Origin of the sequence: Syntrophus sp. (in: bacteria) (assembly GCF_040768185.1) — a bacterium.
Lineage (GTDB): Bacteria > Desulfobacterota > Syntrophia > Syntrophales > Syntrophaceae > Syntrophus > Syntrophus buswellii.
Genome location: NZ_JAXGNC010000007.1, coordinates 110,301 through 122,425, shown reverse-complemented (window position 1 = coordinate 122,425; position 12,125 = coordinate 110,301). Strand labels below are relative to the sequence as shown.

The window sequence follows — 12,125 nt, the reverse complement described above, 5'->3', positions numbered from 1 at the left end:
TTTTTAAAGGTTCAGCGGATGCAGCTTCTGCTTCGCAGGCCCGGAAAATAAATTCATAGAAACTCGAAGTTATTTGTGTTAGAGAAGCCGGAAAAATCAAAATCATTTTTAAAACCGGGAGGTTTTAATGAAAAAGGAAAGTAAGAACAGAAATACGTTCATCATGTTTCTGTTAGCTTTTCTCGTGGCATTTTTTGTTATCTCCGTGGTGGAGGTTCTGCGCTCCTCCTTTGCCCCCGTGGCCCCTGATGTTCAGGTCGCATCGGCGGTCCCTTCGACGGACAGCGCCGGAATGCCCGGCTCCTTTGCAGATCTTGTCGATCGATTAAAACCGGCGGTGGTCAATATCCGGACAACCCAGACGGTCCGGCCCGGGTCGAACCCCTTTTCCTCACCCTTCGGCAATAACGGATCACCTTTCGAGCGTTATTTCTGGGGGGACGAATTTTTTGAACGGTTTTTCGGAGATGTTCCCAAACGTGAGTTCAAGAAGAGGAGCCTGGGTTCCGGGTTCATTATCAGTGCTGACGGATACATTTTCACAAACAATCATGTGGTGGAAAAGGCCGATAAAATCCTGGTGAAGCTGTCCAATGGAAACGAATATGAGGCAAAGATCATCGGCAAGGATGCCAAAACGGACATCGCCCTGATCAAGATCAAGCCTACGGGGAGTTTGAATGTCGTTGAAATAGGCGATTCCGATAAACTTCGCGTGGGAGAATGGGTCCTGGCGATCGGCAATCCCTTCGGGCTGGAGCAGACCGTCACGGCGGGGATCGTGAGCGCCAAGGGAAGGGTCATCGGGGCGGGCCCCTATGATGATTTCATCCAGACGGACGCATCGATCAATCCGGGGAACAGCGGCGGCCCCCTGTTCAACATGGAGGGGAAGGTCATTGGAATTAATACGGCCATTGTCGCCCAGGGACAGGGAATCGGGTTTGCAATTCCTGTCAATATGGCCAAAATCATCCTCTCCGACCTCAAGACCAAGGGGAAGGTCTCTCGCGGCTGGCTGGGCATCTCCGTCCAGGATGTTACGGAAGACATCGCAAAGACGATGAATCAGAAAGCTCAGCAGGGCGCCCTGGTGGCAGAGGTTTTCAGGGGGGATCCGGCAAGCAACGCAGGGATCAAGCCGGGGGATATCATCGTTGAAATCAATGGGAAAAAAGTCAATAACTCACATGATCTCCTGATGATGGTTGCCGGATTTCAAGTTGGGGATCGTGTCGATGTCAGATTTTTGCGGGAAAATCGGCTGATGAAGGCGAACGTCCTGGTTGCGGAGCGTACGGACCAGACGGAACTGGCGGCCAGAGGCGATTTATCCCGGGACAGTTACGGCATGGCGGTTCATGACATTACCCCGGAGATCGCTCAATACCTGGGATTGTCCAGCCGCACCGGGGTGGTCATCACGGATGTTCGCGAGGGAAGCCCGGCCGATGACGCGGGGCTTCAGCCTCAGGATGTGATTCTTCAGGTCAATCGCGCAAAAATTGCTTCCAAAAAAGACTACCAAAGGGAGATCTCCCGCAAGGAGGCCAAAAAGAATCTCCTGCTCCTGGTCAAACGGGGGCAATCCACCTTTTTTGTCGCCCTTCGGCCATAAGCCTTATCCGCTTTTCCCTGAAAAAAAACCCATGCCCGAAGCGTCCGTACTGTCCGTCATTTACGACAAGCTCAACAGCCACTTTGGAGACCTCCACTGGTGGCCCGGCGAGACGCCGTTCGAAGTGATGGTAGGCGCAATCCTCACTCAAAACACCGCCTGGCAGAACGTGGAACGCGCCCTGGACAATCTTAAGGCGGCCGGCTTGCTGGACCCTCAATGGCTGTATGAAACGGACTCCCGGATTTTAGAGGAGCTTATTCGTCCCGCAGGCTACTTTCGTATTAAAACGTTCCGCCTCAAGAACTTTCTCTCTTTTCTGTGTTCTCATTACGGTTGGGATCTGGAAAAAATGTTTTCCGAAGATTTATGGCTACTCCGCGATCAATTGCTCTCCATCAACGGCATCGGAAAGGAAACGGCGGACAGCATCCTGCTTTATGCCGCCAATCAACCCATTTTTGTGATCGACACCTATACCAGGAGGATTTTTCAGCGACATGGCGTGATTGCCTCGGACATGCACTATGACGCGCTGCAAACGTTTGTTATGAAGTCCCTTCCAAAAGATGTCCCGCTTTACAACCAGTATCATGCCCTGATTGTGAACACGGGGAAAAGGTATTGCCGGACGGTGCCCCGCTGCGAAGAATGCCCTTTGAATTCCATCGGATATTATGGCTAGGAGGTTTCCGTGTTTAAGAAGATCTCCCTTTTTGCGATTCATTCCGGACTGATCCGCTGGCTTTATTACCTGGTCCGCTTTTATTTCCTGTTTTGCCGGCTTTCTGTCACGAATGACGCTTCCCTCCTTCAGCGGCTCTCCCGTCATGAGCCGTTGATCGTCTCCATCTGGCATCAACGGATTTTAGCGATCCTTCCTTATTCGCCGCGCTTCGCGCACTATTCGCCCTCGGTCATGATCAGCCGGAGCCGTGATGGCGAACTGGTTGCTCAGCTTTTTTCCTGCATGAATTTCCACCCCGTTCGAGGCTCGAGTTCCAGGGGCGGGAAAGGGGCGCTATCGTCCCTGATCCAGGAACTTCAAGAGCATCCCGCGGTGGTTCATGTTGTGGACGGTCCCCGCGGACCACGGGGAATCATCAAGCCGGGCCTCATCACCCTGGGCCAGCGATCCGGAGCGCCCATTTTCCCGATCTCCGCCTCCGCCAGTCGGGCGTGGATTCTAAACAGCTGGGACCGCTGCCTGATCCCCAAGCCCTTCAGCACCATCCATATTTCCTGGGGCGCTCCCATCTTCATCCCCCCGGATCTCGATCCGGAAAACTTTGAACGGATGCGCCTGGACGTCCAGAATCGGATGCTTTCCCTCCAGCAGGAGCAGGACGCCCGCCTGGGCTGGTATACTCTCTTCGAATGATCCTGGGATTCAGAGGGGATTCTCACTCGTAAATCCGAGCTTTCTCCTCACCCCTCAATACCGTCAAGGCAGCCTGGGCGAAGGCCAGGGCCTCCTGCTCCGGATACCGTTTCACCGGTGCGATAAAGCCGCACCTCTCTTCGATCCAGTTGACCGCGTGGGCGGATTCCAGGATCTTGCCCGTCAAGATGACCGCATCCACCTTGCCTTTCAGAACAGACGCCATGGCGGCGATCTCTTTCGAGACCTGATAGCACATGGCCTCCAGGTAAAACCCGGCTTCTTTATTCCCCGCCTGGACCTGCTTTTCAATGTCACTGATTTTGTTGGTGCCGAGATAGGCGACCATCCCCCCTTCGCCCCGGATCATTTTCAGGATCTGTTCGCGGGTGTATTGACCGGAAAAGCACAGTTCCACCAGCGACACGACGGGCAGGGCACCACTCCGTTCCGTGGTGAAGGGTCCCTCCTCGAAGGCGTTGCTTACATCGACGAGCCTGCCGCCGGCGATGGCCGCAATGGACATCCCGCCTTCCAGGTGAGCGATGATGAGATTCAGGTCGTCCATTGCCCGATCCAGTTCCCGGGCTGCGAGTCCTGCAATCCCTTCGATATTCACCACATGGTAGACGGCGCGCCTTTGAATTCCGGGAATGCCGGATACCTTTGCCATAGGACCGAGAGATTGAGAGGCACAATGAGCGACAAAGGCCGGGATGCCTTGTTCATCGGCGATTTCCCTGGCAAGCATGCAGCCCATTCCCGCCGCATGTTCCACCCGCGACAGGATGGATTTAACATCATCGATCATTTTTTGATTAACCACGTAGGCGCCGCTTTCCCTGCGGCTTATGAAGCTTCTGCCGACAACGGCCGCCAAATCCCCTTTCCGGATATTCCATTGCCGAAGCTGTTCCTTGATGGCAGCGCAACGGTAGGGATACTGATCCAGGATCGATGAATACTTCCTCAATTCTGCTATGGGATGGATCATCCTGGCGCTTTTAACCTCACGCTCATCTTCAAAAATGGAAATCTCGCTGCTGGTGGATCCCGGATTGATCAGCAATGTTCTGAACATATAAAAACCTCCCTCCTGCTTGCTTTATCAGGATAAACACCTTGCAATCAAAATAAATTTTTCCTATTCTTAGTTTAAGCAACATTTCAGTATAGAATTCTTTCACAAAAATGTTTCCCCGATGAGATCATCAACTAAACACGGATTAAAATATTGAATATTAGACAATTGGAAACGATGTGGTGAGGTTTTCCTGCAGGTGAAAAGAGGTATGTCTGTCTTGTACGTGGCCCCCGTGACGGCAAGAACCGCAAATAATGCTTTTGTTTGAAGGGAGGATACACCATGAACGCAAAACGTTTCCTTGTCGTTATAATCGCCATATTTTGCCTGATCACAACTGGCGCATACGCCAAAACTTACAGCTCCGTGGTTGTTTACGGGGATAGCCTGTCCGACAACGGCAATTTTTTCAATGCGACCGGTCAGCCCGGATTCCCATATTACGACGGTCGCCGGTCAGACGGTCCGGTTGCGGTGGAATACCTTGCCTCATTCCTGGGGGCGCCTTTGATCGATTTCGCATGGATCGGTGCGACGACAGGGGTCGGCAATTACGCAGACAGCGGTAACGTGACGGAGTTCGGCGCATATAACCTGCCGGGCATGACGACGATGTATGGCGCAACAAAAGGGTTGCTCGGTCCCTACATGTCCGGAGGGCTTTTCGTCGTTTGGGGGGGGCCGAACGACATCCTGGCCCCCTCGCCTATGGATGGGAATGATATTTCTGCGATCGTCTCGCGGGCATTGGCAAATGAGCTGGCGATCATCGGGGAACTGAAAGAAATGGGCGCAGAAACGATTCTTGCACCGGGGATGCCGGATCTCGGCCTTACACCCTATTTTAACTCCGTGTCGCCGGAATATGCCGCCCTGGGTACCGCGATCACAAACGCTTTCAATGCCGGACTTGAGGCCATGCTTCCCTCCGATGTGCTGTATTACGATACGGCCGCACTGATGCGGTCCGTGGTGAACAATCCTTCCGCCCACGGATTCACAAACGTAACAGATGCCTGTTTCGATGGCTCAGCAGTATGTGGCGACCCGGGGACATACCTCTTCTTTGATGATTTCCATCCGACGACGGCTACTCATGAAATCCTGGGCAGAGATTTCGCGGCAACGGTCGTCCCGTTGCCCTCAGCGATCATCTTCATCTGCACTGGATTTGGCTTCCTGGCGGTCCTGCGGCGACATCTATGACATGAGAGGTCTTGGTTCTCGGAAGATCTTGAACATTAATCAAGATATGGTAAGCCGGCGCATTGCAAGTTGCCATTTTTAGCATCAATGTATAATTTCCCATCAAGAGGAGTATCTTGATTCTTTATGTCTGCGACTGGTACGACTACATGAATTTCATAAACAGGAGTTTTGATACCGCCGCAATCTTCAGTTCCATTCTTTAGTAACTTTACAGATTTAATATGCTTTTCTACTTCTTTTTTGTTCTTACCGTACGGATCACCCATTAAGATTTTTACCGCTTTTGATTTAGCTGATACCTCTGATAGCATTTTTTTCAGCCGCAATCGCATGTGTAGCCAACACAGTAAATAGAAAAACCAATACAACAGCTACAGCTCTTTTCATCATACATATCCTCCGATTTTTTAGTTTGCGACTCCGTGCCCCGCCTGTCAGACAGAAATAAGGGGTCTCAATCTTTCTGCCCAACGTGCGTGGGTCAGGCGCGCTGTAAAACGTCGCCTGCGCCTTCTGGTTCTGTCTTTGTCTTCATCATCCAAAAAGACATCGACTTCGGTTATTACCCCGCTGGGTTATATGATGTGGATAATGGGGTGCTATGATACGGGCGATTCTCGGCATGAAAAATTTCTACATTGATCCTCACCGGTTCAAACATAAATACGGGAAGCGTCCCCATATTACCCATATTACCCCTGCTGCAGTCCCTCAGTTTACCTGTCCGTCTTTCCCTCACTTATCGTGGCCGCTCTCAAGATATCGTTTCCCCTTTGATCGTCGCAGACAACTTCCTCGACATCGAAGGACTCCGAAATAACAGACAGATCCGTTAAGAGAACAAAGCGACCGCACATGATTTGACCTCGATTTTTCCCGATAGGACCCTCATCGAAATATTTCGAACGCCTTTCTCTCGATCTTTCATTGAGGGATCTTGCCTCAGCCTCGGGCAATACTTATATTTAAAGCGAGGTGAGAATGATGGACAATCTTTTTTCTTCAGGAATCAATACGGCCTTGTCGATTCTGATCAGTCTTTTCTATTTCGTCCTGGTTATGCTGATGACCATTATTTTTCTGGAACGGGTATGGACCGGACCATCGCAATGGGCGATTGTTCCGGTGGTCCTGTGTTCCCTCGCCCTGTTCGGCTTCCATCCATCGATATTCCTTATCATCATCGACGCCGTGACCGGATTCTTCTCTTTCCAGGGCGTCTCCGTGATGACCGGCATGGGGATCCTGGCCGGAATGGCCAGTTGCAGCCTCTGACTTATCGTCAGTTTGCCGGAGGCAATCATGAATTTTCTCTTCAAATCAAGAACATCCCGATAAGTTCGAAGGGGCGTTTCCCTTTGTTGGAAAACAGGCAGACATGGGAAGCTCGTGAGCGACGGGGCCCCGCTCAGAAAAGCCCCCCGATGCTTCCCGCGTAATCGGTCATTTCGATCTATCCCTGACAGGTGACCGCCTTCTGCTTTGACATCCCCTTGCCGTCGACGGCACCCTCGTACTAATTCATGCCTGTTGACCCCGAGGTTGTCAATTCTTGATCCTGGAGGAGAGGCTCAACGCGAAAGGAAAGGAAGTCTTCGCTTCCCAAAGGAAGCCCAGTTGAAGTATTCACCCTGATCTTTTGATCCATCAGCGTATCTGTTTGAATCAGGAATGTCCGGTAGGCTTCCCGATCTTTTTCATCAAGCCACCCTTTACCTGTAACCAATCCGTCTTCTTGTCCCCGAATATTGGCTCGGCAACTCGACCAAAGATAGTCCTCCGGACGCGTCACCAACGCCGATTTTACAGGATTTTGCTCAATGTATCTTGTCACTGCCCATAAATAACATTCCGTATCAACAATAGTCGAAAAGAATCGGTTCTGACACAATCGACCGCTACGTTTGTATTTCCGATTGACATGCTGCGTGTACAGAAGATTTGTCCTGCCGATGCACAGGAACCACGGGAAAAATGGAAGTCGCTATCTCTTGGTTTCATCTAATTATCCTTAGGTATAGAGGATAGCAATAGGATAAGATTACGGAAGGAAAGATGTAAGGGGTGTGTCGGAATTATTTACAATCTTGAGAGGATGGAAATGAAGTCATAAATTTTATTTCGCAGTATTTTTGTTAAAAAATCTTACATATTCGAGAGATTAACTTAATGTCTTGCATTTAATGTCCTTTTGTCTATTTAGCGTTACCTTTGCACTTTAGTATGTGTCGGATTACTTTACAAAAAATCACCCTCTCAGAACATTCTTAATTTTAATGTCTTACAATTTCAACAAGTTAAAATATCGGTATGTCTATTGCTCTGTTAATAAATTAGTTCAAATTACAGAAGTAAGGAGGAAATTATGAAGAAATATTCAATCCTTTTCAGTTTTATACTGTTGTTGGCAGTTGCTGCTCCAGCCAGTGCAATTAACTATGTAATAGGTGGAGCTTATGGCAACGATGGTTACACATCGCCTTACGCTGGTGCCATAGTTGAAACTTTCAACGGAGGGAGTTCAAATCTGGGTTGGAATGTGACAGGTAATTTTGCTATCCGTGATGGTAGCGTAGAAAGCGCCGCCGCTCCTTGGTGGGATAATCATGGAGTGGAGGCAGTGCCCGGAATTCCTGGAGCACGCGATCAATCTCATTACCTGACAGTGCCTCTGGCTTTAACGGAGACAAGATCTGCCATAGTTAGTTTCAAGGGTGAGTCCTACAATTACTTTGGCCTCTGGTGGGGGTCAATGGATTCCTACAATAAGCTTGAGTTCTTAGATTCAGATCTCGAAACAGTACTTGATACCGTTTTGGGTAGTACGTTCAGCATTGGAAATGGTGCGCAGGATGATCCTAACACGAATAAGTACGTTAATTTTTACGGAATGCCCGATTTCTATGGTGTTAGGTTAACCAGCACAAGTTTCGCTTTTGAGGCCGATAACTTGGCGGTAGGTAAAAATGTTGTGCCCGAACCCACCACCATGCTGCTTCTTGGTCTAGGTCTTGTTGGCTTGGCAGGAGCTGGAAGAAAGTTCAAGCAGTAACGAAACACAGAATCGGTTTATTGTATAAAGGCAGGGTCAAATAACGGCTCTGCCTTTTATTTTTTAGATAAGCACACTTCCACTTGTAGTCTTCGGATGAACTCTGAATCTGATTTTAATGAGTACAGGAAGCAATCCGTCAATCCGGAGTCTTTTGATTCCTGCTGCGGCAGTCTTTACATTTCATAGAACAGCCCAAAGACTCCAGATTTCGAATGTGAATTAATCAACTCTTATATGCCGTGAAGGATGTCCATCCATCTGATGGCCTCTGATTCACTGACTTTTCCAAGATAGACCTGAGTCGTTTTGAGATCCTGATGACGTAGAATAATATTGGAAATGATCTCCAGAGGTGCCGGTGTTTCTCTTTTGCGCATCGGCGATTCAAGTCCTCCGTGGAGGTGGAAATGTCATTCTGAATCGATCTCTGGGGGGCTATTTCTTTCTCAGGTTATATTTCAACATCTTGAGCTGCAGACCTTTTCGGCTGAAACCGAGACGCCTGGCGGCGTGGGTGATGTTTCCGCTGCATTCTCCCAGGATCTTCTCGATCATCCGTTTTTCCACTTCCGCCTTTTGATTTTCGATGAAATTGCGATAGGGGCCGGGTTTTTTTTGATCCTCCGTGAAGGCCTCATCATGATGGTCTTCCAATGCCCCCTTCTTTTCACTGCGGGCCATCAGGACAAGGCGTTCCGTAAAATTCTCCATTTCCCGCAAGAGGTATGTTTCAAACTGGTCTTTATCTTTCTCTTCGGAATCAAGGATTTCCTCACCCGGCGAGTTTTTGATTTCATCGGGAACATCCTCCAGGGATATTTTTTCATCCTTGGCCAGCAGGACGATTCGTTCGACCAGGTTTTCCAGTTCCCGGATGTTGCCTGGCCAGCTGTATTTTTGAAAACAATCCAGGACCTGGGGGACTATCTCCCGAATGCTCCTGTTCAGTTTGGCATTGAAGCGATCCAGAAAATATCGGGTCAGGGACGGGATGTCCTCTTTCCTCTCCCGCAGCGGAGGCATCTTGATGGGCACTACGTTCAGCCGATAATAAAGATCCTCGCGGAAATTCCCTTCCTTGATTTCCTTCTGTAGATCCCGGTTCGTGGCCGCGATGATTCTCACATCCACATGAAGGGTTTTGACCCCGCCGACCCGCTCAAAGGTCTGGTCCTGCAGGACCTGGAGGAGTTTGACCTGCATGTCCCGGGGAAGTTCCCCGATTTCATCGAGAAAGATCGTCCCCTCATGCGCCAGTTCGAACTTGCCGGGTTTAGCCGCTGCCGCCCCCGTAAAGGCCCCCTTCTCATAGCCGAACAATTCCGATTCGATGAGGCTTTCAGCAATGGCGCCGCAGTTTATCTTGATGAAGGCGTTGTTCCTTCTGGAACTTCCCCTGTGAATGGCACGGGCGATCAGTTCCTTCCCTGTCCCGGTTTCACCGGTAATCAGGATGGTCGTCCTGGTCGCGGCAACCTGCTCGATCGTCGCGTAGATCTCCCGGATTTTTTCACTGCGCCCGACAATGCCGTAGTGGTCGATCTCATCCTCTCCCAGGATAACCTTGTCGCAGTTTTTTCTCCGTGTCCGCAGGGCTTTATCGATGACGTTAATCAATTCCCCCTGGTCGAACGGCTTGGTAATGTAATCAAAAGCCCCTTTTTTCAGGGCATCCACAGCCGTTTCGATGGTTCCATGAGCCGTAATGATAATGACCGGCATTTCCGGGTATTTCGCGGTAACGTCCTCCAAAAGCCCCAGGCCGTTGAGCCTCGGCATTTTCAAATCCGTGACCAGGACATCAAAGTTTTCCTTTTCAAGCCGGGTCTGTGCGTCCACACCGTCCACGGCTTCGGTGACCGAATATCCCTTTTTCTTCAGCATGGCATGAAGCACGACGCGCATGTTCAGCTCGTCGTCCACGATGAGCACCTTTTCCATTTTCTGCCTTTTTTCTGCTTATTCCCGCAATCCTTATTCTCTTCTGACGTTTTTCCGTCTCGATCGACCGGGGTCAGTTTTCCAGCTGTATTCTGAAAGAACTCCCCTTCCCCAGGATGGATTTCACCTTGATGACCCCGCCATGATTTCTCACGATGCGGTTGCAGATCGCCAGCCCCAGTCCAACGCCCCGCTCCTTGCTGGTGTAGAAGGGCTTGAAGATATGTTTCAGCTCCTCTTTCGCAATCCCCTTTCCCGTATCCCTCACCAGAATTTCGATCCCTTCGCTGTTTTCCCTTTCAAACCTTTTTGCGCCCAGGGTCAGGGTTCCGCCTTCCGGCATCGCTTCGATTGCGTTGAAAACGAGATTCAGGATCACCTGCATGATCTTTTCCGAATCCATCTTGATGGCCGGAAGATCTTCCTGCATTTCCTTTTTGATCGTCACACTATCGGCAATTTTCCTGGCTTCTACAAGGGAAATGATTTTATCCAGAACCGGTTCGATCCTCTGCTCCTTTTTCTCATATTTATAGGGCTTCGCGTAGGTCAAAAACTGGGACATCACGCCGTTGAGCCGATCCGTTTCCTCGATGATGACGTTGAGGATCCTCCGGTTCTCCTCGCTGTCGATCTCCGTTGCCAGGTATTGCGCCGCCCCCTTGATGGAGCCGAGGGGGTTTTTGATCTCGTGGGCCAAAACAGGGGCCATCTCCTCGAGCATCATGGACTTTTCCCTCTCAAGCCGTTCGTCGAAAGCGTACAGCGAGGTAAAGACATCCTGGCTGCCCGGGTAGAAGAAGCTGAAAATCTTCTTCATGATCACCTTCAGGGGCGTTACGGAAATCACAATGACAAAGGACGCAACCAGGATGTGCGTCAGGGGGATCGTCGACGTTTTTGTGAAGAGGGAAATGACAAGATAGAAACATCCCGTCGCCAGGAGAGTCGATATCGTGATCACCAGCGCCTTTGCCATCAGTTCGTGAAGGCGGGTCAGGTGGGGATAGGCGATAATCAGTAGGATGAAATACAGAAGCGCCGCGAGAAGAATATTCGCGAAGGGCGGCAGCTCGAGAGTTTGCGCTGCCGCAAGATTCAGCAGGCATAATCCCGCAGCAATGGCACAGGCTATCGCCAGATAAATCAACCTTCTCTTCTCCACGCCGGCGGCCTTCTTCCTGATATACAGCAGAAGCGATGAATAAATAAAGAGGGCCACACCGGCGCCATAGGCGCTCATGACAAGAACATACGCATGCCCCCTCAGGATTCCCAGCAGTTGAAGCAGATACCCCGACAGGGGAAGTGCAAAGGCCATGATCAGGGCATTTCTGTTGATGATGTTCCCTTTTTTTATGAGGGTCCGCGAAAAATTCAAACTCATTGCCGGCAGCAGGATCAAGGCCGGCTCCTCAAGGGTTTTCCAATAACCCGCGTTTGAAACCAGAACCATGAATGAAGCGGCTCTCTCGACAAAAATATTCGCACACAAAAAGGCGAAGGTGATCTTTTTTTCATCCTTGTTCTTGTTGATGATCAGCGATGTCGCGATGATCAGACTGACCGTTGCCAGAATAAACGTTTCCATTTTTTAAGCATCCCACCCCTGGAGCCTGATTTTTTCGTTCCAGATGTCCGCGCCTCCCCGGTGCGTAATCCTCTTCGCACCGCGAATTGCTTTATACACTTTTTTGATCTCTGCGTCTCCCGCCCTTTTTTTCTCTCTTTGCAACTACTTGTTTCTAAAACTCATTTATTATTTTATTCCCAATGAGCCCCTTCGGCACGTCCCATGCTATAGGAACTTGAATTTCGACAAAACTGTGGAGAGTCC

Annotated in this window: 11 protein-coding genes; 6 read left to right on the top strand and 5 right to left on the bottom strand. The window is 50.1% G+C overall.

The window, feature by feature from the left end:
- The first annotated feature begins 127 nt into the window (after window positions 1-127).
- Genes AB3175_RS08865 through AB3175_RS08855 form a run of 3 tightly spaced genes read left to right on the top strand, consistent with a single transcriptional unit; the run spans window position 128 to window position 2,999 of the window.
- A complete protein-coding gene (locus AB3175_RS08865; RefSeq protein WP_367360584.1) occupies window positions 128-1,618 on the top strand; it encodes a DegQ family serine endoprotease in 1,491 nt (496 codons plus the stop codon).
- A 31-nt stretch (window positions 1,619-1,649) separates the two neighbouring features.
- Entirely contained in the window at window positions 1,650-2,303 is a 654-nt protein-coding gene (locus AB3175_RS08860; RefSeq protein ID WP_367360583.1) for an endonuclease III domain-containing protein, read from the top strand.
- Between the two features lie 9 nt (window positions 2,304-2,312).
- Entirely contained in the window at window positions 2,313-2,999 is a 687-nt protein-coding gene (locus AB3175_RS08855; protein ID WP_367360582.1) for a lysophospholipid acyltransferase family protein, read from the top strand.
- A gap of 22 nt (window positions 3,000-3,021) precedes the next feature.
- On the opposite strand, the gene buk is transcribed toward AB3175_RS08855, so the two are convergent.
- A complete protein-coding gene (gene buk / locus AB3175_RS08850) occupies window positions 3,022-4,080 on the bottom strand; it encodes a butyrate kinase (RefSeq protein WP_367360581.1) in 1,059 nt (352 codons plus the stop codon).
- A 285-nt stretch (window positions 4,081-4,365) separates the two neighbouring features.
- Between buk and AB3175_RS08845 the strand changes: the two genes are divergently transcribed.
- Window positions 4,366-5,289 carry an SGNH/GDSL hydrolase family protein gene (locus AB3175_RS08845; RefSeq protein WP_367360580.1) on the top strand — a complete coding sequence of 308 codons (924 nt, stop codon included), beginning with the start codon at window positions 4,366-4,368 and terminating at the stop codon, window positions 5,287-5,289.
- Window positions 5,290-5,324: 35 nt separating this feature from the next.
- On the opposite strand, the gene AB3175_RS08840 is transcribed toward AB3175_RS08845, so the two are convergent.
- The gene (locus AB3175_RS08840; protein ID WP_367360579.1) at window positions 5,325-5,603 is read right to left on the bottom strand and encodes a hypothetical protein; all 279 of its coding nucleotides are present in this window, start codon (window positions 5,601-5,603) and stop codon (window positions 5,325-5,327) included.
- A 670-nt stretch (window positions 5,604-6,273) separates the two neighbouring features.
- Here AB3175_RS08840 and AB3175_RS08835 point away from each other — a divergent pair.
- Window positions 6,274-6,567 carry a hypothetical protein gene (locus AB3175_RS08835; RefSeq protein WP_367360578.1) on the top strand — a complete coding sequence of 98 codons (294 nt, stop codon included), beginning with the start codon at window positions 6,274-6,276 and terminating at the stop codon, window positions 6,565-6,567.
- A gap of 241 nt (window positions 6,568-6,808) precedes the next feature.
- Here the strand turns inward: AB3175_RS08835 and AB3175_RS08830 are convergent, their stop codons facing one another.
- Entirely contained in the window at window positions 6,809-7,126 is a 318-nt protein-coding gene (locus AB3175_RS08830; protein WP_367360577.1) for a hypothetical protein, read from the bottom strand.
- A 531-nt stretch (window positions 7,127-7,657) separates the two neighbouring features.
- On the opposite strand from AB3175_RS08830, the gene AB3175_RS08825 reads away from it, so the two are divergent.
- Window positions 7,658-8,344, top strand: a complete 687-nt coding sequence (locus tag AB3175_RS08825) for a PEP-CTERM sorting domain-containing protein (RefSeq protein ID WP_367360576.1) — start codon at window positions 7,658-7,660, stop codon at window positions 8,342-8,344.
- Window positions 8,345-8,782: 438 nt separating this feature from the next.
- Here the strand turns inward: AB3175_RS08825 and AB3175_RS08820 are convergent, their stop codons facing one another.
- Window positions 8,783-10,288, bottom strand: a complete 1,506-nt coding sequence (locus AB3175_RS08820) for a sigma-54-dependent transcriptional regulator (RefSeq protein WP_367360575.1) — start codon at window positions 10,286-10,288, stop codon at window positions 8,783-8,785.
- 73 nt (window positions 10,289-10,361) lie between these two features.
- Window positions 10,362-11,879, bottom strand: a complete 1,518-nt coding sequence (locus AB3175_RS08815; RefSeq protein WP_367360574.1) for a nitrogen regulation protein NR(II) — start codon at window positions 11,877-11,879, stop codon at window positions 10,362-10,364.
- Window positions 11,880-12,125 lie beyond the last annotated feature (246 nt).